The sequence below is a fragment of the Acidovorax sp. Root267 genome, from assembly GCF_001429215.1.
Taxonomy (GTDB): Bacteria; Pseudomonadota; Gammaproteobacteria; order Burkholderiales; family Burkholderiaceae_C; genus Acidovorax; species Acidovorax radicis.
This window is the reverse complement of sequence record NZ_LMJC01000034.1, coordinates 74,648-100,329: the sequence shown is the minus strand read 5'-3', so window position 1 is coordinate 100,329 and position 25,682 is coordinate 74,648. Positions and strand designations below refer to the sequence as shown.

At 63.9% G+C, this 25,682-nt stretch carries 23 protein-coding genes; 13 read left to right on the top strand and 10 right to left on the bottom strand.

Features of this window, described 5'->3' with window-relative positions; all coding sequences use genetic code 11:
- Positions 1-24 precede the first annotated feature (24 nt).
- The 3 genes from ASE39_RS25015 to ASE39_RS25000 all read left to right on the top strand — a co-directional run bounded on the left by ASE39_RS25015 (position 25) and on the right by ASE39_RS25000 (position 4,411).
- Positions 25-1,497 (top strand): RHS repeat-associated core domain-containing protein, encoded by a 1,473-nt coding sequence (locus ASE39_RS25015; RefSeq protein WP_140426883.1) that lies wholly within the window; start codon positions 25-27, stop codon positions 1,495-1,497.
- Positions 1,498-1,991: 494 nt separating this feature from the next.
- Entirely contained in the window at positions 1,992-2,873 is an 882-nt protein-coding gene (locus ASE39_RS25005) for a transposase (RefSeq protein ID WP_057272900.1), read from the top strand.
- A gap of 317 nt (positions 2,874-3,190) precedes the next feature.
- Entirely contained in the window at positions 3,191-4,411 is a 1,221-nt protein-coding gene (locus ASE39_RS25000) for an IPTL-CTERM sorting domain-containing protein (RefSeq protein WP_057272899.1), read from the top strand.
- Positions 4,412-4,498: 87 nt separating this feature from the next.
- Here the strand turns inward: ASE39_RS25000 and ASE39_RS24995 are convergent, their stop codons facing one another.
- Positions 4,499-5,908 carry an AI-2E family transporter gene (locus ASE39_RS24995; RefSeq protein WP_057272898.1) on the bottom strand — a complete coding sequence of 470 codons (1,410 nt, stop codon included), beginning with the start codon at positions 5,906-5,908 and terminating at the stop codon, positions 4,499-4,501.
- Positions 5,909-6,112: 204 nt separating this feature from the next.
- Between ASE39_RS24995 and ASE39_RS24990 the strand changes: the two genes are divergently transcribed.
- Both ASE39_RS24990 and ASE39_RS24985 read left to right on the top strand, forming a co-directional pair.
- Positions 6,113-6,871, top strand: coding sequence for a hypothetical protein (locus ASE39_RS24990; RefSeq protein ID WP_029413384.1), 759 nt, complete (start codon positions 6,113-6,115; stop codon positions 6,869-6,871).
- Positions 6,868-7,464 carry a FlgO family outer membrane protein gene (locus ASE39_RS24985; RefSeq protein WP_241776961.1) on the top strand — a complete coding sequence of 199 codons (597 nt, stop codon included), beginning with the start codon at positions 6,868-6,870 and terminating at the stop codon, positions 7,462-7,464. Before ASE39_RS24990 ends, ASE39_RS24985 begins: the two co-directional genes overlap by 4 nt.
- A 130-nt stretch (positions 7,465-7,594) precedes the next feature.
- On the opposite strand, the gene flhC is transcribed toward ASE39_RS24985, so the two are convergent.
- The 5 genes from flhC to ASE39_RS24960 all read right to left on the bottom strand — a co-directional run bounded on the left by flhC (position 7,595) and on the right by ASE39_RS24960 (position 12,172).
- Positions 7,595-8,155, bottom strand: a complete 561-nt coding sequence (flhC, locus tag ASE39_RS24980) for a flagellar transcriptional regulator FlhC (RefSeq protein WP_010459839.1) — start codon at positions 8,153-8,155, stop codon at positions 7,595-7,597.
- A gap of 48 nt (positions 8,156-8,203) precedes the next feature.
- Entirely contained in the window at positions 8,204-8,530 is a 327-nt protein-coding gene (gene flhD / locus ASE39_RS24975) for a flagellar transcriptional regulator FlhD (RefSeq protein ID WP_008902803.1), read from the bottom strand.
- A 442-nt stretch (positions 8,531-8,972) separates the two neighbouring features.
- Positions 8,973-9,875, bottom strand: coding sequence for a sulfurtransferase (locus ASE39_RS24970; protein WP_057272897.1), 903 nt, complete (start codon positions 9,873-9,875; stop codon positions 8,973-8,975).
- 90 nt (positions 9,876-9,965) lie between these two features.
- Positions 9,966-10,877 carry a DMT family transporter gene (locus tag ASE39_RS24965; RefSeq protein WP_057272896.1) on the bottom strand — a complete coding sequence of 304 codons (912 nt, stop codon included), beginning with the start codon at positions 10,875-10,877 and terminating at the stop codon, positions 9,966-9,968.
- Between the two features lie 140 nt (positions 10,878-11,017).
- Positions 11,018-12,172: an aromatic ring-hydroxylating dioxygenase subunit alpha gene (locus ASE39_RS24960; RefSeq protein ID WP_010459831.1), complete on the bottom strand. Its 1,155-nt coding sequence runs from the start codon at positions 12,170-12,172 to the stop codon at positions 11,018-11,020.
- Positions 12,173-12,448: 276 nt separating this feature from the next.
- Between ASE39_RS24960 and xseB the strand changes: the two genes are divergently transcribed.
- The 5 genes from xseB (at position 12,449) to ASE39_RS24935 (ending at position 18,480) form a co-directional block, all read left to right on the top strand.
- Positions 12,449-12,691: an exodeoxyribonuclease VII small subunit gene (gene xseB, locus ASE39_RS24955; protein WP_057225454.1), complete on the top strand. Its 243-nt coding sequence runs from the start codon at positions 12,449-12,451 to the stop codon at positions 12,689-12,691.
- Entirely contained in the window at positions 12,688-13,626 is a 939-nt protein-coding gene (locus ASE39_RS24950; protein ID WP_057225456.1) for a polyprenyl synthetase family protein, read from the top strand. Before xseB ends, ASE39_RS24950 begins: the two co-directional genes overlap by 4 nt.
- Positions 13,627-13,741: 115 nt before the next feature.
- Positions 13,742-15,625, top strand: a complete 1,884-nt coding sequence (dxs, locus tag ASE39_RS24945; protein WP_057272895.1) for a 1-deoxy-D-xylulose-5-phosphate synthase — start codon at positions 13,742-13,744, stop codon at positions 15,623-15,625.
- A 328-nt stretch (positions 15,626-15,953) separates the two neighbouring features.
- Positions 15,954-17,036 (top strand): TRAP transporter substrate-binding protein DctP, encoded by a 1,083-nt coding sequence (dctP, locus tag ASE39_RS24940; RefSeq protein WP_010459823.1) that lies wholly within the window; start codon positions 15,954-15,956, stop codon positions 17,034-17,036.
- A gap of 361 nt (positions 17,037-17,397) precedes the next feature.
- Positions 17,398-18,480, top strand: a complete 1,083-nt coding sequence (locus ASE39_RS24935) for a TRAP transporter substrate-binding protein (protein WP_010459821.1) — start codon at positions 17,398-17,400, stop codon at positions 18,478-18,480.
- Positions 18,481-19,055: 575 nt separating this feature from the next.
- Here ASE39_RS24935 and ASE39_RS24930 read toward each other — a convergent pair.
- The 4 genes from ASE39_RS24930 to ASE39_RS24915 form a co-directional block, all read right to left on the bottom strand.
- Entirely contained in the window at positions 19,056-19,544 is a 489-nt protein-coding gene (locus tag ASE39_RS24930) for a hypothetical protein (protein ID WP_010459819.1), read from the bottom strand.
- Between the two features lie 31 nt (positions 19,545-19,575).
- Positions 19,576-21,096 (bottom strand): TRAP transporter large permease subunit, encoded by a 1,521-nt coding sequence (locus tag ASE39_RS24925; RefSeq protein WP_010459817.1) that lies wholly within the window; start codon positions 21,094-21,096, stop codon positions 19,576-19,578.
- 96 nt (positions 21,097-21,192) lie between these two features.
- A complete protein-coding gene (locus ASE39_RS24920; protein WP_029413374.1) occupies positions 21,193-21,732 on the bottom strand; it encodes a TRAP transporter small permease subunit in 540 nt (179 codons plus the stop codon).
- Between the two features lie 333 nt (positions 21,733-22,065).
- Positions 22,066-23,187, bottom strand: a complete 1,122-nt coding sequence (locus ASE39_RS24915) for a substrate-binding domain-containing protein (RefSeq protein WP_057225462.1) — start codon at positions 23,185-23,187, stop codon at positions 22,066-22,068.
- Positions 23,188-23,237: 50 nt separating this feature from the next.
- Between ASE39_RS24915 and ASE39_RS24910 the strand changes: the two genes are divergently transcribed.
- The 3 genes from ASE39_RS24910 to ASE39_RS24900 all read left to right on the top strand — a co-directional run bounded on the left by ASE39_RS24910 (position 23,238) and on the right by ASE39_RS24900 (position 25,608).
- Positions 23,238-23,975, top strand: coding sequence for an ABC transporter permease (locus ASE39_RS24910; protein WP_057225464.1), 738 nt, complete (start codon positions 23,238-23,240; stop codon positions 23,973-23,975).
- A complete protein-coding gene (locus tag ASE39_RS24905) occupies positions 23,972-24,700 on the top strand; it encodes a phosphate ABC transporter ATP-binding protein (protein ID WP_035196750.1) in 729 nt (242 codons plus the stop codon). Before ASE39_RS24910 ends, ASE39_RS24905 begins: the two co-directional genes overlap by 4 nt.
- Positions 24,701-24,780: 80 nt before the next feature.
- On the top strand, positions 24,781-25,608 hold the full coding sequence (locus tag ASE39_RS24900) for a substrate-binding domain-containing protein (RefSeq protein ID WP_057272894.1): 828 nt from the start codon (positions 24,781-24,783) through the stop codon (positions 25,606-25,608).
- The last annotated feature ends 74 nt before the right edge of the window (positions 25,609-25,682 follow it).

The window sequence follows — 25,682 nt, the reverse complement described above, 5'->3', positions numbered from 1 at the left end:
TCCACTCATGCTGGCCCGTAGCTATTGAAAACTCCTAACTTCATAGCTGCTAGCGCTTGCCCATCCAGCGCCAGCGGCCAATTTGGCTTCAAACCCGGCAATGCAAGCAGGCTTGGCGCCCAGTTGGCCTTCGCCTTTGTCTTTGCCGGGGCCACATCACAGGCCATCAGCCTCCCCAGCATTCCCCCGGCCAGCCACAGCCACAACCACCCGCACCTGCTGGGCGACGGCCTGACCACCTACCGCTACGACAGCGAAGGCCGCCTGGAAAGCGCCAGCACGGGAGAAGGCGAAGACGCGCCCACCACCAAATACGCCAACAACGCCCTGGGCCAGCGCGTGTTCAAGACCGAGCCGCTGTACAGCAGCGGCACCCAAAGCAGCGGCAGCACCAGCAGCAAAACCGGCAAGAACTTGAACAACCTGCTGGCCGATGACGACGAGGCAGAAACCACCGCCAAGGCCGAGCAGCCCGGCCTGGTCCAATGGTTCCTGAGCTTCTGGAGCAGACTCTGGAGCCCCAGCACCAGCGACGCCGAGAAACTGGGCTTTAGCTACGTGTATGCAGAAGACGGCAGCCTGCTGGGCGAATACGGCTCAGGCGGCAGCAACAGCAGTGGCACCGCGCAATACATCTACCTGCCCACCGCCAGCGGCCCCATGCCGATAGCGGCAGTGATCAAGGGGACCGCCTACGCCGTCCACAGCGACCACCTGAACACCCCCAGAAAACTCACCCAGGCCGATGGGCAAACCGCATGGCAGTGGGCATACAGTGCGTTTGGGGATGAGCAGCCGACCATTGGGGCCAAGCGGTTCACGAACGAGACGACCACACCGACGACGGGGGCCACCAGCATTCCTGAAGTCACGTTCAACCTGCGGTATCCGGGGCAGTACTTCGACAAGGAGACGAAGCTGCACTACAACTACCACCGCAGCTACGCACCGGGGACGGGGCGGTATACGCAGGGGGATCCGATTGGGTTGGATGGGGGGTGGAATGGATACCTCTACGCCTCGGCAAACCCACTGAGCTTCGTTGATCCAGATGGGCTGCTATTTCTCGATCTGACAACGTTTGAGGGAGCAAAGAACGGTGTCACTTTGGATGAGGCTATTCAAAGAGGAGAGGGTTTCCGAGGTGTCGGAGGGCCTGTTATTGCTGGCGCAATAGCTGCGCCTATTGTTGGCGCTGTGGGTATTGAGGCGGCTGTGGGGATCGCGGCGTGCTATAGGGTGCCACAGACCCTTTATCATTTCACTACGCGCGAAGCTGCTCAAAAAATCACACAAGACGGCTTAATACGTGTGGGGCAAAATAATTTGTATGGTCGAGGGGTTTATGCCACTCGATTTGATAATGGGCTTATGGCCAGAATTCAAGGGGCCAATAGCGTTGAGGCGAAAATTATTATAAATAATACTGCACCGTTCCGTCCAACACCGTTTCCCGGAACATTTAGGACGCCAGGAACTCCAGTTCCGTTAAGGTAGGCTTGAGTATGAATTTTGAGAAAAATATTAGATACTTTTTCTACTTGATCGGAGTGGGGGTTTTTTTATTGCTGGCTTTTATTTTTGCCAATTTTTTTGGGGATGGGCAACCTATCGTTGATTACTATCTTTCATGGAGGGCACTTCTCTTCCTGCCGTTTTATGTTGTGAGCCTTGTAGTGATGGAATTTCTATACAACAAGGTGAATAAGCTGTTGCAGGGAAGGTTCACACGGTCATAGCTATTGCTCATTGAACGTTGGGTTCAGGTCTCAATACTGTTCGGTTAGACGATTTTCCCTCGTTTGCGCACCGTCACCGGCAGCGGCTGCAGTATGACCGCCGTGCAATCCATAGGCACATGCCGGGGCGCTGCCCGGTCATGGCTGGCATGGGGCGGAGCATCATTGGGGTCAGGTCTTGCCTTTTGCCTTCAATCGCTAGAAACTCTCTCGCACCATCAGGTTGATCAGTGAGTTTCCAAAGGATTGAACATGGCAAGACCCCTGCGAATCGAGTTTCCAGGTGCGGTGTATCACGTGACTTCGCGGGGAGACCGGCGTGAACCCATCTTTCTGGGTGACGTTGACCGCGAAAACCTGTTGAGCGTTTTGGGTCAAGCGCTGCATCGCTTTGATGCATGTGCTGTGGCTTGGTGCTTTATGGACAACCACTACCACTTTGTGCTGCACACCCGGCAACCCAACTTGTCGCTTTTGATGCGCCATATCAATGGTGTCTATACCCAGCGCTTTAATCGGCGCCACGGCAAGGTGGGGCATCTTTTTCAAGGGCGGTTCAAAGCCATCTTGGTGGACCGGGATGCCTACCTTCTGGAGGTGTGCCGCTATGTGGAGCTGAACAGGGTGCGCGCCCACCTGGTAGAGCATCCTGCCCAGTGGCCGTGGTGCAGTTACCACGCGCTGGCGGGTCTGAGCCCTGCGCCTGATTGGCTGGATGCGCAGGCCGTGTGGGGCTATCTGCTGGGGCGCGATGCACAGGATGCACAGGCAAGGGCTCAGGCGGCCCAGGCTTATGTCGCGTTGGTGCAAGCGGGGCAGGGGGTTCAACTTTGGGCCCAGGGCTTGCGCCAGCAAATGTATCTAGGCAATGAAGACTTCGTGCTGCGCATGCAGGCGCTGACCAGTGACCGCGCCGTGAGCGCCAAAGAAATCCCCAAACAACAGCGTGCCAGCCCCAAGAGCCTGCAAGACTGGCTTGCCGAGTGCCCCACGAGGGATCAGGCCTTGGTGCAGGCGCACTACGCGTCACAAATCAGCCTGTCAGAGATCGCGCGCCAATTGGGCTTGTCCGTGTCGCGGGTCAGCCGTATCGTGTCGGCACATCGGGCTGCGATATTGGCTGGTTCTGAGTAGTGCTTATCTGAAGGGGTTGGGATGGCAAAAGGCAAGACCTGACCCCTTTGTGCTTTTCTTATCTGAAGGGGTTGGGATGGCAAAAGGCAAGACCTGACCCCTTTGTGCTTTTGACCCCTTTGTGCTTTGTGGACCCCTTTGTGGACCCCCACCCATTCCGCGGACCCTGCATGCGAAGGCCCCGGCATGCGCCGACCAAGGCGGCGAGACGGCGTTTTCCTGCAGTAGTGGAAGAGGGTCTCATCGATACAATGAGTAACAAGCACGCCCACGCGGCGTGTTTTGGCGTCTGCTCCCTTTGCCCGTCAGGTGACTCTATGCAGTATTTCAGGTCTTTTGTACTCACGGGCGCGCTGGCGCTCGCCATGATCGGATGGCCCGTCAGCGCGGCGACGTTGACGGTGCTCAACACGAACGATGCCGGAGCGGGGTCGCTGCGCGACAGAATGGCTACGGCGGCGGTGGGGGACACCATTGTTTTTGCGCCCGGAGTGACAGGAACGATCTCTCTGGCATCGACCTTGGCGGTTTCGCAGGACCTCATTGTCCAGGGGCCTGGCGCAGCCAACCTGACCATCAGCGGCTCCAGCGCCTTGCGTGTCTTCAGCGTTTCGGGGGGCGTCTTCACCCTGTCGGCCGTCACCATCGCCAACGGGGCGGCTGCAGGGGGCTTTGGGGGCGGGATCAACATCACGGCGGGTACGGTGAATCTTCGGGACAGCGTGTTGCAAGGCAACAGCGCCGGCAATGGAGGTGGCATAGGGGTGGGGGCTGGCAGCACGTTGACCGCGACCGGCTCCACATTTGCGAACAACACGACTTCCAGCGTCGGCGGTGGTGCCATCATTGCCATTGGGAGCGCAACGGTGACGGGCAACACGTTTGTTGGCAATACCGCGCCAACCAATGGCGGAGCCATCAATGTCCAGCCCAGCGGCCTGCTGACCGCCATCAACAACACATTCCGCGCCAATACCTCCGGGAGCCTGGGCGGTGCGCTTTCCAATCTGGGAACCACCACCGCCATCAACAACACGTTCTCGGCCAATGTGGCCAGTTCTGGCGCCGCGCTTGCGACAGGCAATGCCAACGCCACGCTGCACAACAATGTGTTTGCCGACAACTCGGCAAGCAGTTCCCCCAGCGTGCTTTCCGGCGGCTTCACCACATCGAGCAACAACGTGTTCTTCCACAATCTGGCTGCGGGTGTTGCAGACGACCAGACCGGCCAGGGAACGCTGAACTTTGTCACCACGGCCACCCAGCCCCTGGGGCCGCTGGCCAACAATGGAGGCTTGACGCAAACAATGTTGCCGGTTCAGGGCGGCGCGGCGATCTGCGCAGGCTCGACGGCTCTTTTGCCGGGTGGCATCACGCAGGATCAGCGTGGGTTCCAACGGGTTTCGGGGAGTTGCATCGATGCGGGTTCTGTGCAGTTGTTGAGCCAGGGGATTCCGACCCTGTCCACCTGGATGCTGATGGTATTGGGCGGCCTGTTGGCAATGATGGGCATGCGCAATCGCCGCGCGTGGCGATAGCGGCTGTACCGGGCGGCGCAGGCACTCGTTCCGTACGATCACGCTGCCGCAGCGCCAGCATCGGCGGCACCTCTTGCATGCGCCGCGTCAATCCCCCAGCAACTCCCCCACCGCCTTCAAATCTTCCACCCGGTCGCACACGGCCTTGACGGCCATCATCACCGGGATGCCCAGCAGCAGGCCCCACAGGCCCCACAGCCAGCCCCAGGCGAGCACGCTGACGAACACGGCCACGGGGCTCATGCTGCTGGTGCGGCTGGTGAGCCAGGGGGTGAGCAGGTTGCCCACCAGCGTGTGGATGACCATGGATGCGCCGCCGATGGCCAGGGCCATGTCCAGGGTGCCGAACTGCAGGAAGGCCACCAGGGCCGATGCGCCGGTGACCAGGGCCGAGCCTATGTAGGGTGCGAGGTTGAGCACCCCGGCCACCACGCCCCACACGGCGGCGTTCTCCAGGCCCAGGGCCCAGTAGGCAAGGCCGGTGGCCACACCCACCAGCACGCTGGTGAACACCTGCACCATCAGGTAGCGCTGGATCTGGTTGGTGATGTCTTCCAGCACGTGGATGGTGACCTTGCGCCGCTCCAGGCTGGTGCCCGCGATGCGCAGCAGCTTGCTGCGAAACAGGTTGCCTGAGGCCAGCGCAAAGAAGGTGAGAAACACCACCACCGTGAGCTGCCCCAGCGCAGACATGAGCCCCATGGTGCCGCTCCACAGGTAGTCGCGGATGTTGAAGGGGGGGCGCTCTACCACCACGCGCTGCACGCCGCGCCGGGGTGGGCTGGCGGCGGCGCTGTTTTCGTTGGCGGCCTGTTCGATCTGCGTGGCGGCCTTTTGCATGGTGTCGAGCGGGCTGCTGGCGCCGCTGCGCGCCTTGATGCTGTCGCGCACCTTCTTGGCGGCCACGGGCAGCGAGTCCACCAGTTGTGCGGCGCCGTCGCTCAGCGACCAGGCGGCGCTGGCCAGGCCAAACACGATGGCGATGAGCAGCACACCGGCCCCCAGCCAGCGGGGCACGTAGCAGCGCCGCAAGACTTCCACCACGGGCCGTAGCGCCGTGGTGAGCAGCAGGCTGAGCATGATGGGGATGAACACGGCGCTGGCCCAGTGCAGCAGGGCCACGCTGGCAAACAGCGCCAGCAGCGCGAGCGAGAGGTTGCGCACGTCCACGGGCATGTGGAGCATGAGCGGGCCGGGGAGGAATGCGCTGGCGGGGGTGGAGGCGGTGGCGGCCGCATCGGGGTGGAGGGTGGGCGCGGCGGCAGCCTGCGCGGGCGCCTGGGCAGTGGTGGCCCCGGTGGCGGCTGCCGTGGTTTCGGGTGTGGATGGTGGGGGAGGGGCGGGCTGGGCCGTGGGGGCCAACGGTGGTGGCGCCGGTGGGTGCGGCGTGCCTGCGCCGGGGCTGCCGGTTGCCGGCGCGGCCTCCGGTGCGGGCTCGGCCGCGAGCGGGGCGGGGGATGAGTTGGGCGGCAACGGGGGGGCGGCGGGCGCGGTCATGCGCGGATTGTGCGGCAGGTGTTGCCGGGGTTGTGTAGGTGCCCACCCCTGCTGTGCAGGGGGCGCCGCCAAAGTGCGATGCAAATCCGGCGCTTATTGGCCGATGGCCGCTGCCTCCCCCCACTAGGATGGCGCAATGCCATTGGACCGCATGCACCTTTTCGCCGACACCTTCAATACCACCACTACCAGGGGCTCGTGCGCATGAAACACCACCGATCCCTCGCCCGGGTGCCGTTCTGGGCGGCTGCCACCGCCGCCGTGGCGGCCGTGCTGCTGCTGGGGGGCTGCTCGTCCCTGGACGTGCCGCGTGCCGACAACTACCCCGTCAGCGACCAGAAAAAGGCGCGCGCCGTGCACCACTGGGATGTGCTGGCCGACGACGTGGCCAGCCGCGTGGCCGGCAAGATTAGCGCTTGGCCTGCGGGTGAGTACCCCATCTATGTGGCGCCGTCCGCGGGCGATACGAGCTTCAACAACGGGTTTCGCAAGCTGCTGATCACGCGGCTGCTGGACAAGGGCGTGACGTTGTCCACCCAGCCTACGGCGGTCACCATGACGTTCGAGACGCAGCTGGTGCAGCACGAGGCGCGGGTCAACAGCATGGGCCCCTTGCCCTGGACGCGCCTGGCGCTGGGCGTGGGCGTGGCGCGCGACTGGTACCTGTACCACCAGAGCGCGGGCTCGATGCTGGCCGGTGTCACGGCCCTGGGCCTGGTGACCGACCTCACGCAGTACGCCATCAGCGGGCCGGCCGCAGGCGGCCCCACGCGCACCGAGGTGCTGATCACCACGTCGCTGGAGGGCGGGGACCGCTATCTGGCGCGCACCGCCGATGTGTACTACATCGAGCAGGAGGATTCGGTGCTCTACAAGACCAAGGCGCCCGAGATGCCCCCGCCGCCCCCGCCCGCACCCCCGCCGCCCACGCCCGTGAAAACCTGGCGGGTGGTTGCACCATGACGGCCCGGCCATCCTTCTGCGACAGGGTGCCGACCCGGGCGCCCGCTGTGGCGTTCTCGTTGGTGGCATTCGTGGCAATGGGCCTGCTGCAGGGCTGCGTGACCAACCCGATGCACAGCTACTACTACGGTGACCGGGCGGGCGGAATATCGCGCAGCAACCTCATCGAGCTGAACGACCGCGCCACCGATGCGCTGCTGCAATACGCACCGCTGGACGCCAACCAGCCCGTGCTGGTGGCCACGCTGGTCAGTGTGGATCGGCTCACGGAGTCATCGCGGCTGGGCCGCATCTTCTCCGAGCAGATCGCGGGCCGCATGGTGCACCGGGGCCTGAAGGTGACCGAGGTGAAACTGCGCGAGAACCTGCTGCTGCAGCGCGACCAGGGCGAGCTGCTGCTCTCGCGCGAGGTGCGCGAGGTGAGCCAGGCGCAGGACGCGCAGGCCGTGGTGGTGGGCACGTATGCGGTGTCCACGTCGGTGGTGTACATCAGCCTCAAGCTGGTGAACCCGGTGGGCAACACCGTGGTGGCGGCGCACAACTATGCGGTGCCGATGGATGAAAACGTGCGGGCGCTGCTGGCCGGGCGTTGAGCGGTGAGCATGGAGGACTGCATGCCACATGCAGGAAAGCCCCTTTGAGGGGCTGTTTCTTTTTTGCTATAAAAAATATAGCTGTTAGCGCTTGTGAATAAAGCGCTAGAGGCTATTTTCCATCAATTTCTCAATGCAGCATCAGTGCACCGGCTGTCTTGCTCTTGCCAGCGCGGGCGGGTGGGTTGCACAGGCCGCAGGTGAAGTGGCGGTTCTCGTACAGCTCGGTCACAAACTGGCCACTGCACTGGCTGCACTTGGTGCGCGTCAACATGCCGGCATCCACAAACTTCACCAGGCGCCAGGCGCGGGTGAACGACAGCAGGGGTTCGATCTCGGCCGTGGCCACTTGCTCGTTGTACAGGCGGTAGGCCTTGGTCAGCAGCTCCACCGAATCCAGGTCCACGCCCTTGGACAGGTATTCGTAGATGTTCAAGAACAGCGAGCTGTGGATGTTCTCTTGCCAGGTCAGGAACCAGTCGGTGGAGAAGGGCAACTGGCCCTTCGACGGTGACTTGCCCGCGATCTCCTTGTACAGCCGGATCAGGCGCTCGTACGACAGCGTGGTTTCCGATTCGAGCACTTGCATGCGGGCACCCATCTGGATCAGCATGGCCGCGCGTTCGATCTGTTTGGATTCGTTCAGCACGCTCTTGGCGGGGGCTTTGGCAGCGGGGGCGTTGGTGGACATGGCGGGCTTTCGGTGGAGACTGGGAGAAGAAGGCCGTGGGCAGATGCTTCAGAGCACTTCCGACACGCGGCTGGCCATCAGGATGTTGGCGTGCAGCGTGTTGGTGGCTTCGTTGCCCACCTTCTTGGCAGAGTGGTTGGTGAGCAAGCTCCACACCAGGTTGTCGTCCACGCGGAAGCTGCAAAGCAGCGTGTTGCGGGAGGCCAGTTTCATCACTTGCGCTGCCGACAGAGATGCCAGAATATCGGCAGACTCTTCGTTCATGCCCAAGCGGAACACGGCTTCGGCCTTGTCCTGGCGAATCAGGGTCTGGGCCAACATCAGGTAGGTGAGGTTGGCTTCGCGGATTTCAGCGAGGAGTTGTTCGTTGGTCATGGCAGCTTCCTTTTTTCCAGTACCGGGTCTTGCGTTTTCTGCTGATTGCAGGTTTTGCGTGATCCGTTGAAATGGATTGTGAAACCGCCCCAATCAGAAATTAAGTCGGGGTTTGGCTGTGCCGCGTGTCTGGTTTCGCGGTGGGCCATGTAGGAATTTGCCCTACAAGCCGATCAGGCACCGTCCGGCATTTCACAGGGTGTGGCTTGCTGCGGCCTCGGGCCCGGGTGTGCGGGATCTGCTCATGGTTTTGATAGCGCCTGCAAAACCATCTTTTTTGCGCTTTTGCAACCCTTGCCGCCTGATACGGACCGGCACCCCCCCGTTCAGAGCGGCAAAAAGAACCCAGCGAGGCGGTTTTGGCCAGGCGTTGTGTCGCAAGGCAGTGCGCGTGGTGCGGCAAGACGCAGCCACGGCGCCTGAAGTTTTTTTGGGGTTGCTCTCAGCCTTTTTCGACGGGCCGCGTGGGGTCGCTGCACCACTCGCTCCAGCTGCCCGCAAAGAGTGCGGTCGTGCCCAGGCCTGCAACCTCCATCGCCAGCAGATTGGGCACGGCACTCACGCCGCTGCCGCACTGGTGCACCACGGTGGCGGGGTTGCGGCCGGCCAGCAGGGCGTCGAACTCTGCGCGCAGCACGGCGGCAGGCTTGAAGCGGCCGTCGGTGCCGATGTTCTCGGCAAAGGGGCGGTTGAGCGCGCCTGGAATGTGGCCCGCCACGGGGTCCAGCGGCTCCACTTCGCCCCGGTAGCGGGCGCCAGCGCGGGCGTCGATCACGGTCTGGCCGGGCTGCTGAAGGCGTGCGAGCACGTCGCTGGCCGTGGCCAGCTGGCGCAGGGGTTCGCCCAGCTGGAAGTTGGACTGGAAATGTGCGGGCTCGTCGCCGCTGTTCACGGCACCCCCGTTGGCCTGCCAGGCCTGCAGCCCACCGTCGAGCGCTGCCACCGCGTCATGGCCCGCCCACTTGAGCATCCACCACAGGCGGCCACAGTAGTTCGCGCCCTGGCGGTCGTACACCACGGCCTGCATGCCGTTGGCAAAACCCACGCTGGACAGCCACATGGCAAAACGCTCGCGGCTGGGCAGCGGGTGGCGGCCGCCGGATGCGGGCTGGTCGGCCTCTTGTGCCGTGAGCGTGCCGGTGGCGCCGGGTGCACCGTGCTTGGCGCTGAGGTCGTTGTTCAGGTCGGCGTACACGGCGCCGGGAATATGGGCTTGCGCATATTGCTGCGCGCCTGCCGTGGGTTGCATCAGGTCGAAGCTGCAGTCAAACACCATCAGCGGCGCACCGCTGGCGATGAGGGCTTGCAGGTCGGGGGCGGAGATGAGCGTGGTGTAGGGGGTCATCGGCAGAAAATGGGCAAAGTGACGGAGTGCGTCGAAAGGGGTTCCATTGTGGCCATCTTGGTACGCGGTGTGCTCGTCACTTCGTATCCATCAGTGTTCTTCGGCAGGTGCTCCGGGCGCAGCCCGCGCACGCAGGATGGTGGCCACAATGCCGCTGCCCACGATGAGTGCCATGCCGATCCAGCCGACGGGCGGAATCTTGTCGCCAAACAACAGCACGCTGTAGACAGCGGCAAACACGATGCCCGAATACTGCAGATTGGCCACCACCAGGGTGCCGCGCTGGGTCTTGGCGCTGGCGTAGGCCTTGGTCATGCACAGTTGGCCGCCCGCTGCCAGAACCCCGATGGGCAGCAGCCACAACGCCTGCCAGCCCGGCCAGTCCGAGGTGCCGGTGAACAGCATGCCCACGCCGCCCGCCACCGCAGAGCCTACGGCGAAGTAGAAGACGGTGCGCGATTCGGGTTCGCCCAGGCGCGACAGCGCCACCACCTGCATATAGGCAAACGCAGCCGTCAGGCCGGACATCAGCCCGATCAGTCCGGCAAAGGCCTGGTTCTGGTCCAGGCTGGGGCGCAGCATCAGCACCACGCCCACAAAACCGACCAGCACGGTCAGCACCAGCGGGCCTTGCAGGGCAGGGCGCGGGGTGGCTGGCGAGGGGCGCCAGGCCAGCAGCGTGCCCCCGATCAGGAAGGCGGCGATCCACACGCTGCTCATGTAGTTGAGCGTCATGGCCGTGGCCAGTGGCAGGTGGGCAATGGCAAAGAACCAGGCACCGAGCGATGTCACACCCACCAGGCTGCGCCAGGCGTGCATGCCAGGGTATTGCGTGGCAAGCCGCACCTTTTGCGAGCGCGCCAGCAGCCACAGGATGAACATGCCGATAAGGCCCCGGTAGCACACCAGCTCGGCCGAGTTGAAGAAGTCCGATGCGATCTTGACGCACACGCCCATGCTGGCAAACAGGAACGCGGCCAACACCATCCAGAGGGCTTGCATCGGGTTGTGATCTCTTGAAGCGCGCCGTGGGGCGCAGAAATGAAAATAGCTGCCAGCGCTTATTTTTTAAGCACTGGCAGCTATTGTAATGAGAGCAGACCACGGCGGGCCTGCAGATTGGCGGGGTTTTGCCGCCGTATTCAGCGTTTTGGCGTGGCCGGGTCGATGGTGTCCGAGCCCATCGCCTCACGGTACCACTCGTGGAAGTGCTGCATGCCGTCTTCCATGGGGCTTTGGTAGGGGCCGACCTCGTTGTCGCCGCGCGCCAGCAGCGCCTTGCGGCCTGCGTCCATGCGCTCGCCGATTTCGTCGTCCTCGATGCAGGTCTCCATGTAGGCGGCCTTCTGTGCCTCGACGAATTCGCGCTCGAACGCCGCGATCTCTTCGGGGTAATAGAACTCCACCATGTTCAGCGTCTTGGTGGGGCTGATGGGGTGCAGCGTGGACACCGTGAGCACATGCGGGTACCACTCCACCATGATGTGCGGGTACAGCGTGAGCCAGATGGCGCCATATTTGGGCGGCTTGCCTTCGCGGTAGGCCAGCAGGGCTTCGTGCCAGCGTTCGTACACGGGGCTGCCGGCCTTGCCCAGGCGGTTGGCCACGCCCACGGTCTGCACCGAGTAGTTCTTGCCGAACTCCCAGCGCAGGTCGTCGCAGGTCACAAAGCTGCCCAGGCCGGGGTGGAAGGGACCGACGTGGTAGTCCTCCAGGTAGACCTCGATGAAGGTCTTCCAGTTGTAGTTGCACTCGTGCAGCTCCACGTGGTCGAGCACGTAACCGCCAAAGTCGAGGTCGGCGCGCGGGCCCATTTGGGCCAGGTCGGCGGCCACGTCGTAGCCATTGTCTTCAAACAGCAGGCCGTTCCACTCGCGCAGCTTGTAGTTGTTGAGGTTCAGGCACGGGTCGTGCGCGAAGTGGGGTGCGCCCAGCAGTTCGCCCTGGGGGTTGTACGTCCAGCGGTGCAAGGGGCACACGATGTTGCCGCCCGCGCTGCCCTTTTGCTGGGTGTTCAGCGACCCTTTGCCCTTGAGCATGACGGCCTGGCGGTGGCGGCAGACGTTGGAGACCAGCTCGACGCCACCCTGGGCGTTGCGCACCAGGGCACGGCCCTCGCCCTCCTGGGGCAGGGCGTAGTAGTCGCCCGTATTGGGCACTGCCAATTGGTGCCCCACGTAGCGGGGCCCGCGCTGGAAGATGGAATCCAGCTCGCGCTGGAACAGCGCATCGTCAAAGTAGCTTGAAACTGGTAGTTGGCTTGCGGCCTGCTGCAGTTGAAGACTTAAATCAGACATGGGTGACCTGACCTAAAGACTCCCCACAGGGGGAAAGTGCGGGAGGTGCGCCTGGGAATGCGCATCTGGAAAAAAGGAAACCGGCTAGGGGGCTAGCCGGCTCGACTGGAATGGGATTATAGGCGGTGGGGTTATTCCCGCACCCCTGCTACGTGAATAGAAAACATCGCTTTCTGAAAATAGAGCGGCGTCACGGATCGGACCGCATCTGACACGGATGGTGTACCGGTGCGCCTAAAATCACCGGTTTTTCACCCGCGCTCTGCCGCCCCCTCCATGCCCAAGGCCCCTGCAACCCCCGCTCCTCCCGCCGAACCTGCCAGCTACGAGGCAGCCCTGGAAGAGCTGGAGCAACTCGTGGCCCGCATCGAGTCGGGCCAGTTGCCGCTGGACCAGATGCTGGCTGGCTACCAGCGCGGCGCCACGCTGCTGGCGTTTTGCCGCCAGCGGCTGGATGCCGTGCAGGACCAGATCAAGGTGCTGGACGAAGGGCAACTGCAACCATGGAACCAGGAATGAGCGCGGTGCCAATGACTTCTGCGAGCCAGCCCCTGGATATAAATCTCTGGAGCCAGAACCACCTGGCCCGCGTGGAGCAGGCCCTGTCGCAATGGGTGGGCGATGGCGCACCCGCCGGGCTGGGCGACGCCATGCGCTACGCGGTGCTCGATGGCGGCAAGCGGCTGCGGCCCCTGCTGGTGCTGGCAGCCTACGAGGCGGTCTGCAGTGGCGCATCGGCCTCTGCGGTGTATGACGATGCCGCGCTGCGCGCGGCCTGTGCGGTGGAGTTGATCCACGCCTACTCGCTGGTGCACGACGACATGCCCTGCATGGACAACGATGTGCTGCGCCGTGGCAAGCCCACCGTGCACGTGCAGTTTGGCGAAGCCCAGGCGCTGCTGGCGGGCGACGCCCTGCAGGCCTTTGCGTTTGAACTGCTCACGCCCGACAACACCCTCATCCCCGCGGCCACCCAGGCCACGCTGTGCAGGCTGCTGGCGCGGGCCGCGGGCTCGGCCGGCATGGCGGGCGGGCAGGCGATCGACCTGGCCAGCGTGGGGGTTGCGCTGACCGAAGCGCAGCTGCGCCAGATGCACCGCCTCAAGACCGGCGCGTTGCTGCAGGGCAGTGTGCTCATGGGGGCGGTGTGTGGCCACGCCGTGGGCGCGGCCTACCAGGCGCTGTCCGACTACGGCGCGGCCATGGGCCTTGCGTTCCAGGTGGTCGATGACATTCTGGATGTGGTGGCCGATTCCGCCACGCTGGGCAAGACCGCTGGCAAGGATGCCGCAGCCGACAAGCCCACCTACGTGTCTTTGCTGGGGCTCGCGCGGGCGCAGGCCTACGCCCAGGAACTGCTGGCCGAGGCGCATGCGGCCCTGGCCCACAGCGGCCTGCCCGACACCCGTGCGCTGGGCGCGCTGGCGGACATGGTGGTGCGCCGCTCGCATTGAGCCAGGCCCGATGATCCGTGCTGCACCCTGTTCATGCCCCATGCAGTGAAATCAATGCAAAATTGGCCGCTAGCGCTTGACTGTAAAGCGCTGGTAGCTATAAAAAGAATAGCTAATGTCAACTACGTCCTTTCCCCTGCTGCAGACCATCAATGACCCGGCAGATCTGCGCAAGCTTTCGCGCGCAGACCTCAAGGCCCTGGCCACCGAACTGCGCGGGTTCGTGATCGAAAGTGTCGCGCAGACGGGCGGGCATTTGAGCTCCAACCTGGGCACCGTGGAGCTGACGGTTGCGTTGCACCACGTCTTCAACACCCCCGAAGACCGCCTGGTGTGGGACGTGGGCCACCAGACCTATCCGCACAAGATCCTGACGGGTCGCCGCGACCGCATGCACACGCTGCGCCAACTGGGCGGGATCTCGGGCTTTCCGCAGCGGGCCGAGAGCGCGTACGACACATTCGGCACCGCGCATTCGAGCACCAGCATCTCCGCCGCCCTGGGCATGGCGCTGGCCGCCAAGCGCAAGGGCGAAAATCGCCATGCCGTGGCCATCATCGGTGACGGCGCCATGAGCGCCGGCATGGCGTTCGAGGCGCTCAACAACGGCGGTGTGGCCGATGCCAACTTGCTGGTGGTGTTGAACGACAACGACATGAGCATCAGCCCGCCCGTGGGGGCGCTCAACCGCTACCTCGCCCAGCTCATGAGCGGGCAGTTTTACGCTGCCGCCAAAAACGTGGGCAAGACCGTGCTGCGCCCCGTGCCGCCGCTGCTGGAGTTCGCCAAGCGTTTCGAGCAGCATGCCAAGGGCATGGTGGTGCCCGCCACGCTGTTTGAGAAATTCGGCTTCAACTACATCGGCCCCATCGATGGGCACGACCTTGATTCGCTGATCCCCACGCTGGAGAACATCAAGAGCCTGAAAGGCCCGCAGTTCCTGCACGTGGTCACCAAGAAAGGCCAGGGCTACAAGCTGGCCGAGGCCGACCCCGTGGCCTACCACGGCCCGGGCAAATTCGACCCCAGCGTGGGCCTGACCAAGCCCGCCACGCCACCCAAGCCCACGTTCACCCAGGTGTTCGGCCAGTGGCTGTGCGACATGGCCGCACACGACACGCGCCTGGTGGGCATCACGCCCGCCATGCGCGAGGGCTCAGGCATGGTCGAGTTTGAAAAACGCTTCCCCGACCGCTACTACGACGTGGGCATCGCGGAGCAGCACGCCGTCACGTTCGCTGCCGGCATGGCCTGCGAGGGCGTCAAGCCCGTGGTGGCGATCTACTCCACCTTTTTGCAGCGTGGCTACGACCAGCTGATCCACGACGTGGCCTTGCAGAACCTGCCCGTGGTGTTTGCGCTGGACCGCGCAGGCCTGGTGGGGGCGGACGGCGCGACGCATGCCGGGGCGTATGACATCCCGTTTGTGCGCTGCATCCCGAACATGAGCATGGCCTGCCCGGCCGACGAGCGCGAATGCCGCCAGTTGCTCAGCACCGCCTTCGAGCAGGACCACCCCGTGGCCGTGCGCTACCCGCGTGGCAGCGGTGCCGGTGTGGCGCCGCTGGCGGGGCTGGACAGCCTGCCCTTTGGCAAGGGCGAGATCCGCCGCGAGGGCCAGGGCACCGACGCCAAGGCGCCGCGCATTGCGATCCTGTCGTTTGGCACGCTGCTGTACCCTGCGCTCGAAGCGGCCGAGGCGCTGGACGCCACCGTGGTCAACATGCGCTGGGCCAAGCCCATTGACGCGGCGCTGCTGCGTGAAGTGGCCGAGCGCCACGATGCGCTGGTCACGCTGGAAGAGGGCGCGATCATGGGCGGCGCGGGCAGTGCAGTGACCGAAGCGCTCAACACCCTGGGCATCGTGCGCCCGGTGCTGCAACTGGGCCTGCCGGATGTGTTCATCGAACATGGCGAGCCTGCCAAACTGCTTGCGCTGCAGGGTCTGGATGCCGCAGGCATCCAGCGCGCGATAGCGCAGCGTTTTCTGCAGGCTTAGCGCGCTCTCCAGCGGCTTTGGCGGCGGCCTGCCCTCAGGCGAAGGGGCGGCCTGGGAGCGTTGTTTTTGCCTGTGACGCTGTACGGGGTGGCCGCGCTTGTTTCCCGTTCCGGTTGTCTCCTTTTTTGGCCAGCCCTTCCAGCGGGTGACCTCCGTGGCGGCACACGGCGGCTGTGCGTGGCGGCGGCTGTGCAGGGGAAAACCTAGAGGGGCCGCCGCCCTCCCTACTTCTACAATTGCGACAAAAGGCAACAGGCCCCGGCCTGCGTGGCGTCGCAATGGCACCATGCGTTCCTGCCTGTCAACAACACCCCTGGAGACAAGTTTTATGGATCGCCGTTCTCTCATCAGACACGCAGGTATCGCAGGGGTGCTGGCCACCGGTGCGGCGCCGGCGGTGTTTGCGCAGGCATCCATCCGGTGGCGGCTCGCTTCCAGCTTCCCCAAGTCGCTGGACACCATTTATGGCGCCGCCGAGGTGTTCGCCAGGGCCGTGAAAATCATGACGAACGGCCGCTTCGAAATCTCCGTTCACGCCGGGGGCGAGTTGATGCCGGCGTTTGGTGTGGTGGATGCTGTACAGGGCGGTGCAGTCGAGATGTGCCACACCGTGCCGTACTACTTTTATGGCAAGAGCCCGGCCTTTGCGCTGGGCTCGGCCATTCCATTTGGCTTCAACGCCCGCCAGATGAGCGCCTGGATGCTCCATGGCAATGGCCGCAAGCTCATGGACGAGTTTTATGCGGGCTTCAACATGGTGAGCTTCGCAGGCGGCAACACGGGCACACAGATGGGGGGCTGGTACTTGCGCGAGATCAAGAGCCCCAGCGACTTCAAGGGCATGAAGATGCGCCTGGGCGGCGGTCTGGTGGGCGATGTGATGTCCCGGCTCGGTGCCATTCCGCAAAGCATTCCGGGGGGCGAGATTTACCAGGCCCTGCAAAAAGGCACGATCGATGCGGCCGAATGGGTAGGGCCCTACGACGACCAGAAGCTCGGTTTCAACAAAGTGGCCCCTTACTACTACTACCCCGGCTGGTGGGAAGGGGGGCCGGAGATCGACTTCTTCATCCATCGCAAGGCATTTGACAGCCTGTCGGCCGACAACAAGCTCATTGTCGAGGCGGCCGCTGCCATCGCACACACGGACATGCTGGCCAAGTACGATGCCCTGAACCCCACCGCCCTCAAGCAGCTGGTGGCGGCCAAGACCAAGGTGCTGCCGTTCTCGCAAAGCGTCATGGACGCCGCATTCAAGGCCTCGATGGAAGTCTTCGCGCACAACGACTCCAAAAGCCCCGAGTGGAAAAGGATCTACGGAGACATGCGCAACTTTCAGCGCGACCAGATCCTGTGGTTTCGTTTTGCCGAAGCGCGATACGACACGTTCATGTCGGCGCAGAAGATATAGGGGCCCCCCCTGAGGCGCTTCGCGCCTTCCCCCTTCTCTCGAATTGCTGCGCTATTCGGGAAGGGGGACGCAGCCAGTGCGGCGGGGCGGCCCTTGCACGGCTGCCCTGGCATGGGGCGTGCCAGTTTCGCCGGTCTGCGGTGGCGCTTGCGCGCCGTGCACTCAACAGCCGTTGTTGACTGATCGGGGCCGATGCTTGCAGAACCCTGAAGCCCTTCGGCGATGGCCGGGATTTCACGGGAAAACCCGCAAATCCTGCACAGGGCATGTTCCTACAATCGATTCCGGTAAGAAAGTTCTTGGGCCAAGGGTTACCGCCCTGCGCGCCAAGTTGTGCAATCGAGTTTTCGGAGATAACCACATGGATCGTCGTTCAATCATCAAGCATGCGGGCATTGCTGGCGTGCTGGCCGCCGGGGTGGCGCCTGCTGTTCACGCGCAGGCTGCTGTGCGCTGGCGCCTTGCATCGAGCTTCCCCAAGCCCCTTGACACCATCTACGGCGGTGCCGAGGTGTTTGCCAATGCGGTGAAAGCCATGTCGGGCGGCAAGTTCGAAATTTCGGTGCACGCTGGCGGCGAACTGATGCCTGCCATGGGCGTGGCTGACGGCGTGCAGCAGGGCTCGGTGGAAATGTGCCACACCGTGCCGTACTACTTCTACGGCAAGAACCCCGCTTTCGCGCTGGGCTCGGCCATTCCGTTCGGCATGAACTCGCGCCAGATGAACGCGTGGATGATGCACGGCAACGGCCGCAAACTCATGGACGAGTTCTATGCAGGCTACGGCATGCTGAGCTTCGCAGGTGGCAACACCGGCACGCAGATGGGTGGCTGGTACCGCAAGGAAATCAAGTCGGTCGCTGATCTCAAGGGCCTGAAGATGCGCCTGGGCGGCGGCCTGGTGGGTGAAGTGATGCAGAAGATGGGCGTGGTGCCCCAGAGCCTGCCCGGTGGCGAAATTTACCAAGCTCTGGAAAAGGGCACCATCGATGCGGCGGAATGGGTCGGTCCTTATGACGACCAGAAGCTGGGCTTCAACAAGGTGGCGCCTCACTACTACTACCCCGGCTGGTGGGAAGGTGGTCCCGAGGTGGACTTCTTCATCAACCAGAAGGCATTTGACGCACTGTCCCCCGAAAACAAGGCCATCATCCAGGCCGCGTCGTCGCACGCCGCCGTGGACATGCTGGCCAAGTACGATGCCCGCAACCCCGTCGCCTTGAAGCAACTGATTGGCGCCAAGATCAAGCTCCTGCCCTTCACCAAGGATGTGCTGGACGCCTCGTTCAAGGCTTCCCAAGAGGTGTATGCCGAGAACGATGCCAAGAGCCCCGAGTGGAAGAAGATCTACGCGGACTTCCGCAACTTCCAGCGTGACCAGGTGGCATGGTTCCGCGTGGCCGAAGGCCGCTTCGACAGCTACATGCAGACCGTCAAGCTCTGAGTCCGGGTTAATCACCACGACACAAAAACCGCGCTTCGGCGCGGTTTTTTTATGGGCGCCGTTGGAGCGTGTGGCGAGTGGGCCTTCCAGGCTATCTTGCGGAGAGAGCGCCGCGATCGGGCGAAGGGGCTGGGCCAGGGTCTCAGGCACCCACATGAGCGTGGCAGAAATGGCCAGACAGGCAGTGCTGGCCAGCCTTCCTGGGTGGGGCCGGGAGCATACACAGAGCAGGCTTTTCACTGCTCATAGTGCTCATAGTGCTCATAGTGCTCATAGTGCTCATAGGGGGCTCCGTCCCCTTTGTCGGCAGGTCCAGGTCAGTTGGTTTCTGCTGCAGCGGCAGGTGCTTCTAGCGTGGCACTGCGGATAGGTGAAAGAGCACCTTGAGTGCCTTGAAAGAGTGCAGTGCAGCAGGCTCCGAAAGAGGCCTTCAGCTGGCGAAGGCATGCAGGAGTGCAGGAGTGTCTTCACGAGGCCTTGGGGGCCGCATGGAACGCTCGCCTGCCCTGCGAAGGTCCATGAAAAAAGGCGGGCATCCCTTTTGGGATGCCCGCCTTGCTGCGAACCGTGAGAGCTCAGAACTGCCGGAAGGTGCTGAGCTCTGTCCTCATGCGTTCAAACTCCTGGATCAAGGCCGGTGTAGCGCCATAGAACACGGTGAATTTGCCCGCCAGGGTGCGCACATACAGACGCGGCGCGATGAGCCAGCTGAATCCACGGACCCGGATCAGCCGCACGTAGGCCAGGTCGTCGTAGGCCATTTCCTTGTCCCACACCCAGCGCTGGTGCAGGCCTCGCTGGTCCAGGCGAGTGGTGCTCACCATGATGCTCCACCAGGTCCAGGCCATCAGTGCAAGCCCCGCAATGAACCACCCGGTGCCGGTGCCCACTGAAGTGCCCAGTGCGCCCCGCGTCCACAACTGGGCGAACCACAGGGCGCATCCACCCACGATCACGGTGGCCAGGAGCCGGAAGGAGCGCGAAAACGCGGGTCCCACGACCGTGCCGCCCTCTGGTGCAAATCGAAAGGGCTCGGGCAGGGGCAGTGGCGTGAAGTTCAGCATGGCAATGAGGGGGCTGGAGAGGGCCTGTGCATCACTTTGCCGGTTCCGACGCTGCTTCCGCCGGGGCGTTGCCGAAAGGGTTCTCGCCGGCGGTTTCTCCGCCAGCATTGGGCGTGCCTTCCGAGCGCATCAGGTCATCGGCGGGTACGTCGATCTGGACCTTGTCGGTATCGATGATCTCCTGCTTGGGCAGGAACATGGTCACCGTCTGCGGCACAAAGATCACGATGGTCACCAGCAGCAGTTGCATGATCACCCAGGGGATCGCACCCATGTAGATGTCGCTGGAGAGCACGGGTTTGGGAATACGCCCTTCCTTGAACAGCGTGTTGGCGATACCGCGCAGGTAGAACAGCGCGAAGCCAAAGGGCGGGTGCATGAAGCTCGTTTGCATGTTCACGCACAGCAGCACACCGAACCAGATCAGGTCGATGCCCAGCTTGTCCGCGACCGGGCCCAGCATCGGCAAGATGATGAAGGCGATTTCGAAGAAGTCGAGGAAGAACGCCAGGAAGAAGATGAACAGGTTCACGACGATCAGGAAGCCGATCTGCCCGCCGGGCAGGCCCGACAGCAGATGCTCGACCCACTTGGCGCCATCCACGCCCTGGAACACCATCGAGAATACGCGGGCACCGATCAGGATGAACACCACCATGGCAGTCAGGCGCATCGTGCCTTGCATGGCCTCCCACATCAGCGACAAGGTCAGGCGCTTGTGGATGGCAGCCAGGATCATGGCGCCCACGACGCCCATGGCACCGGCTTCGGTGGGGGTCGCGATGGCGGTGTCGATGCCGGGCAAGCCACCCATGGAGCCGAGCACGGCAAAGATCAGCAGGGCCGAGGGGATGATGCCGCGCAGGCACTTGAGCCAGAGCTTGGCCCCCGACATGGTGCGCGCTTCCTTCGGGATGCCCGGCACGTGCTGGGGCTTGAACACACCCAGCATGAAGGTGTAGCCCGCGAAGATCAGCACTTGCAGGATCGAAGGACCCCAGGCGCCGCGGTACATGTCGCCCACGGAACGGCCGAGTTGGTCGGCCATGACGATCAGCACCAGCGAGGGCGGCACCAGCTGCGTGATGGTGCCCGAGGCCGCCAGCACGCCCGTGGCGTAGCGCATGTTGTAGCCGTAGCGGATCATCACGGGCAGCGAGATCAGCGCCATGGCGATCACCTGGCCAGCCACGGTGCCGGTGATGGCGCCGAGGATGAAGCCCACGATGATCACCGAGTAACCCAGGCCGCCGCGCACGGTGCCAAAGAGCTGGCCCATGGAGTCGAGCATGTCTTCAGCCAGGCCGCACTTCTCCAGGATGGCGCCCATGAAGGTGAAGAACGGGATCGCCAGCAGCAGCTCGTTGCTCAGAATCCCGAAGATGTTGATGGGCAGGTTGGCCATGAAGACGGCCGGGAACCAGCCCATCTCGATGGCGAAAAAGCCCGAGGCCAGCCCCAGCGCGGCCAGCGAGAAGGCGACGGGGAAGCCGATCAGCATCACCACCACCAAGCCCGCGAACATGATCGGGGCAAAGTTTTCCATTTGCATTTTGTTGTTCCTGAAAATCCGGAATTGAGATCGCGGTGCGGGTGGCTTGGCAGCTCAGCGGCAACGCAGGTTCATGGTTGGGCGCGATGGGCCTGATTACTGAACCGGTTTCTCGTAGTGGGTGTTCATCTCGTAGATGCCGCGCAGGTAAGCCACGCGCTTGGTGATCTCCGCCAGGCCCTGCAGGAACATCAGTGAAAAGCCAACTGGCATGAGCATGATGGCGGGCCAGCGGATCAGGCCCCCGGCGTTGTTCGACATCTCGCCAGAGAAAAGTGCGCGGGTGAACAGCGGCCAGCTCAGGTAGGCGATCAGTGCCATGGCCGGCAGCAGAAAGACGACCAGCCCTGCAATGTCGACATACACCTGTTTGTTGCCACGCAGCTTGCCGTAGATGATGTCCACGCGCACATGCTCGTTCATGTACAGCACAAAGGGGGCGCCCAGCATCACGGTCGCGGCAAACAGGTACCACTGGATTTCGAGCCATGCGTTGGAGCTGAGGTCCAGCCCGTAACGGATGAAGGCGTTGCCTGCCGATATGAGCGCCGCGGCGAGGACGGTCCAGGTTGCAATCTTGCTGAGTTGGCTGGAAATCCAGTCCATGCCCAGGGCCAATTTGAGTAGTGCTGACACTTGGTGTCTCCTGCGAGTATAAAAACGGTGATGCAGGCCCAATGCGCTGTTGGGTCTGCTGGTGTCTGGAAGTTACGCGGATACTACCCCTTTGCCGCTGAAGAAAGCCTGACGCGGAAACCTGGGGTTTTCCTTAGGTGGGGTTGTGCCGTCTTCCCCCACAGCCCCTCTCACCAGACCTTCCCGTCGTTGGCGCAACCCCCCATCCTCTGTTTCCAGCCTGCAAGGGTTTTGCACCCGGGATAGGCCCGCAAAGCCTCAGGGGGACTGCCGGCGGCATCTCTTTTGCTATGACCGGCGCCGGGAGGGCGCTGGGCGGAGGTCCGCCAGCCTTCAAGCCCGTGCGCGCGGGGCGAGCTTAGGGCGTGTGAAGCGCCACCACGGCAGCACCGTGTTCATGGCCTGCACCTCGCCGCAGTGCCAGGGGGCGTAGCCCGGCAGGGTGGCCATCTGGGCCAGCCATTCGGGGGTCTGCAGCAAGGTGCGCAGTGCCAGTGTGGCGGGCTGGTCCAGGCTGGATTTCAGGCAAGCCAGGTGGTAGCACTCGTGCACCAGCGGCACAAAATCCAGCCCGCGAGCCCGGGCGGCCACTTCGATGCCCATGCCCACATCGGCTGCTCCCGCTGCCACGGCCTGGGCGATGGCGGTGTGCGACGGTTCGTTGAGCGCGTAGCCCTGGATGGCCGAGGCAGAAAGGCCCGCCTGGGCGAGCAGGTCGTCGAGCAGCACGCGGGTGCCCGTGCCCAGCGGCCGGTTGAGAAAACGGGCGCCGGTGCGCGCCACGTCGGCCAGGCTGCCCAGCCCGAGCGGGTTGCCCGGTGCCACGATGAGGCCCTGGGTGCGCTGGGCAAAGCCGATGATCTTGTGCAGCCCGGGCTGCAGCAGCGGCTTGTAGGTGCGTGCGGTCAATGAATCGGCGGCGGGTTGCTCCACCGTGTGAAAGCCCGCGAGCGTGCATCGGCCCTCGTTCAGCGCGCGGATCGCGTCCACGCTGCCGGTGAAGCGGATATCGAGGTGCAGCGCGCCTGCATCGGCCTGTGCGGCGGCGTGGGTGCGCAGCGCCACCAGGGCATCGTCATGGCTGGCGTACATGGTGAGTACATGGGCGTTGGGGTCGAAGGCCACGGCAAACGCGCGCTCCAGGTCGGCGTGCAGTGCGGCAATCTGTGGTGCCAGCCGCGCCTGGGCCTGGCGCTCGGCCCACAGCAGCTTGGTGCCGAACTCGCTGAGCTGGGCCGACTGGCCCTTGCCCCAGATGATCAGCTCGCCGCCCAGTTGCTCCTCCCAGCGCTTGAGCGCGCCCCAGACATGGCGGTACGACAGGTCCAGCCCCCGTGCAGCACCCGAGATGGAGCCTTGTTCTGCCACCGCCTGCAGCAGTTCGGGCAGCGGGTTGCGGATCAGAGCGTTGCCTGCATCGCGGCTGAGTGTGTAGTGAAGTTGGACCCTATGCACGGGAGTTCATATCGCTGGACATTGCTTGGGTGCCTACGATAGCCGAACCCATGTCCACTCTCTCGGAAAGCGCGAGCACAGCGCTGCAACTCACCCTCTCGTCCGACCCCGTCCTCTGGACCATCGTGGGCCGTTCCCTGTCTGTCAGCGCCACCGCCTGCCTGATTGCCTGCGGCGTGGGCCTGGTGCTGGGCGCCTGGCTCGGCGTTGCCCGCTTTGCCGGGCGGGGAGCCGCGCTGGCGGTGCTCAACACTTTGCTGGCGGTGCCGTCGGTGGTGGTGGGGCTGGTGGTGTACCTGGTGCTTTCGCGCAGCGGGCCGCTCGGCTCGCTGGGGTGGTTGTTCAGTTTCAAGGCCATGGTGCTGGCGCAGGCCATCCTGGTCTTGCCGGTGGTTACGGCGCTCACGCGCCAGGTGGTGGAAGATGCCGAACGCGCGCATGGCGAACAGCTGCGCTCCATGGGCGCTGGCCCGTTGCTGCGCAGCCTGCTGCTGGCCTGGGACGAACGTTATGCCTTGCTCACGGTGCTGCTGGCATCGTTTGGCCGCGCGATCTCCGAGGTGGGCGCGGTGATGATCGTGGGCGGCAACATCGACGGCTTCACGCGCGTGATGACCACCGCCATCGCGCTGGAGACCAGCAAGGGCGACCTGCCCCTGGCGCTGGCGCTGGGCATCATCCTGCTGGCCGTGGTGCTGGCGCTCAATGTGCTGATCGCGCTGGTGCGGCGCTGGCGCGAACGCGTGGATGGTTCTGCGTCCAGCACGCCCGTGGGGGTGGCGGCATGAGCGGGCCTTTGGCAAACCCCTGGGTCGATCTGCGCCAGGTGACGGTGCGCTACGGCCGCGTGCAGGCGCTGGACCAGGTCACGCTGCGCATCGCGCCCGGCGAGCACGTGGCACTGGTGGGCGCCAATGGCAGTGGAAAAAGCACACTGCTGCGCGTGCTCAACGGCCTGGCCGACGCCAGCGGCGGCGGCTTTCAATGCAACGCGGCCTTCCGCCAGGCCATGCTGTTCCAGCGCCCGCACATGCTGCGCACGAGTGCGCAGAACAACGTGGCACTTGCCTTGTGGCTGCGCGGCACGCGGTGGCGCGATGCGCGGCTGCAGGCCATTGCCGCCTTGCAGCGTGTGGGGCTGCAGGACATTGCCGCGCAGAACGCACGCACCCTGTCGGGTGGCCAGCAGCAGCGTGTGGCGCTGGCCCGTGCCTGGGCGCTGCGGCCCGATGTGCTGCTGCTGGACGAACCCACCGCCAGCCTCGACCCCCATGCCAAGCGCGAGGTGGAGGCGCTGATGGCCGACTTTGCGGCCAGCCACAGTGCGGCAGGCCCGGCGCACCCCGTGACCATGGTGTTCAGCAGCCACAACCTGGGCCAGGTCAAGCGCCTGGCCAGCCGCGTGATCTACCTGGAGCACGGCCGCCTGGTGGCCGACCTGCCGGTGCACGATTTCTTCAACGGCCCCTTGCCCGAGGCCGCCCGTCTGTTTGTCAAAGGAGAACTGGTATGACGAGAATTGACCCCCACGCTCCCCACTTCGTGTGGTCGCTGCCCACCAGGGGGGCTTTTTCATCTTGGGGCGGCTCCGCGATGACAAGTTTCAAGCCTTTTTGTGCCCCAGCGCTTTTGTATAAAGCGATTTCAGCTATTATTTTGCTAGCAAATGGGCCTGCCTTCGCACAGAGCATCACCATGGCATCCACCACGTCCACCGAACAATCGGGCCTGTTCGGCTACCTGCTGCCCGAGTTCAAGAAGGCCAGTGGGCTCGACACCAAGGTGGTGGCGCTGGGCACCGGGCAGGCCCTGGACATGGCGCGCCGGGGCGATGCGGATGTGCTGTTCGTGCACGACCAGGGGGCCGAAGAGAAGTTTGTGGCGGATGGCTGGGGCGTGAAGCGCTATGCCGTGATGTACAACGACTTCATCCTGGTGGGCCCCAAGAACGACCCGGTGGGCGCCAAGGGCAAGGACATCGTGCAGGCCCTGCAGACACTGGCCGCTGCCAACGGCAACTTCATCTCGCGCGGCGACAAGAGCGGCACCCACGCGGCCGAGCTGCGCTACTGGAAGCTTGCGGGCGCCGACGCCGCCAAGGGCAGCGGCTACAAGGAATGTGGCTGCGGCATGGGCCCTGCGCTCAACATCGCCGCGTCGAGTGGCGCCTATGTGCTGGCCGACCGGGGCACCTGGCTCAACTTCAAGAACCGTGCCGACCTGGCCGTGCTGGTCGAGGGCGACACCAAGCTCTTCAACCAGTACGGCGTGATGGTGGTCAACCCCGCCAAGCACCCGCATGTGAAGTCGCAAGACGCGCAGAAGTTTGTGGACTGGGTGGTGTCGCCCGCTGGCCAGCAGGCTATCGCGGGCTACAAGATTGGGGGCGAGCAGCTGTTTTTCCCGAACGCGGGCAAGTAAATCCCCCTGAGTCGCTCCGGACCTCCTCCGTAGGGGAACGCCACCGGTGGCCCGGCAGAGCCGGTTCCACGGTG

Bases quoted from the DNA above. Each gene is read 5' to 3' on its own strand.
- ASE39_RS25005 (WP_057272900.1), top strand. From the start codon at position 1,992: ATGGCAAGACCCCTGCGAATCGAGTTTCCAGGTGCGGTGTATCACGTG.
- ASE39_RS25000 (WP_057272899.1), top strand. From the start codon at position 3,191: ATGCAGTATTTCAGGTCTTTTGTACTCACGGGCGCGCTGGCGCTCGCC.
- ASE39_RS24995 (WP_057272898.1), bottom strand. From the start codon at position 5,908: ATGACCGCGCCCGCCGCCCCCCCGTTGCCGCCCAACTCATCCCCCGCC.
- ASE39_RS24990 (WP_029413384.1), top strand. From the start codon at position 6,113: ATGAAACACCACCGATCCCTCGCCCGGGTGCCGTTCTGGGCGGCTGCC.
- ASE39_RS24985 (WP_241776961.1), top strand. From the start codon at position 6,868: ATGACGGCCCGGCCATCCTTCTGCGACAGGGTGCCGACCCGGGCGCCC.
- flhC (WP_010459839.1), bottom strand. From the start codon at position 8,155: ATGTCCACCAACGCCCCCGCTGCCAAAGCCCCCGCCAAGAGCGTGCTG.
- flhD (WP_008902803.1), bottom strand. From the start codon at position 8,530: ATGACCAACGAACAACTCCTCGCTGAAATCCGCGAAGCCAACCTCACC.
- ASE39_RS24970 (WP_057272897.1), bottom strand. From the start codon at position 9,875: ATGACCCCCTACACCACGCTCATCTCCGCCCCCGACCTGCAAGCCCTC.
- ASE39_RS24965 (WP_057272896.1), bottom strand. From the start codon at position 10,877: ATGCAAGCCCTCTGGATGGTGTTGGCCGCGTTCCTGTTTGCCAGCATG.
- ASE39_RS24960 (WP_010459831.1), bottom strand. From the start codon at position 12,172: ATGTCTGATTTAAGTCTTCAACTGCAGCAGGCCGCAAGCCAACTACCA.
- xseB (WP_057225454.1), top strand. From the start codon at position 12,449: ATGCCCAAGGCCCCTGCAACCCCCGCTCCTCCCGCCGAACCTGCCAGC.
- ASE39_RS24950 (WP_057225456.1), top strand. From the start codon at position 12,688: ATGAGCGCGGTGCCAATGACTTCTGCGAGCCAGCCCCTGGATATAAAT.
- dxs (WP_057272895.1), top strand. From the start codon at position 13,742: ATGTCAACTACGTCCTTTCCCCTGCTGCAGACCATCAATGACCCGGCA.
- dctP (WP_010459823.1), top strand. From the start codon at position 15,954: ATGGATCGCCGTTCTCTCATCAGACACGCAGGTATCGCAGGGGTGCTG.
- ASE39_RS24935 (WP_010459821.1), top strand. From the start codon at position 17,398: ATGGATCGTCGTTCAATCATCAAGCATGCGGGCATTGCTGGCGTGCTG.
- ASE39_RS24930 (WP_010459819.1), bottom strand. From the start codon at position 19,544: ATGCTGAACTTCACGCCACTGCCCCTGCCCGAGCCCTTTCGATTTGCA.
- ASE39_RS24925 (WP_010459817.1), bottom strand. From the start codon at position 21,096: ATGCAAATGGAAAACTTTGCCCCGATCATGTTCGCGGGCTTGGTGGTG.
- ASE39_RS24910 (WP_057225464.1), top strand. From the start codon at position 23,238: ATGTCCACTCTCTCGGAAAGCGCGAGCACAGCGCTGCAACTCACCCTC.
- ASE39_RS24905 (WP_035196750.1), top strand. From the start codon at position 23,972: ATGAGCGGGCCTTTGGCAAACCCCTGGGTCGATCTGCGCCAGGTGACG.
- ASE39_RS24900 (WP_057272894.1), top strand. From the start codon at position 24,781: ATGACAAGTTTCAAGCCTTTTTGTGCCCCAGCGCTTTTGTATAAAGCG.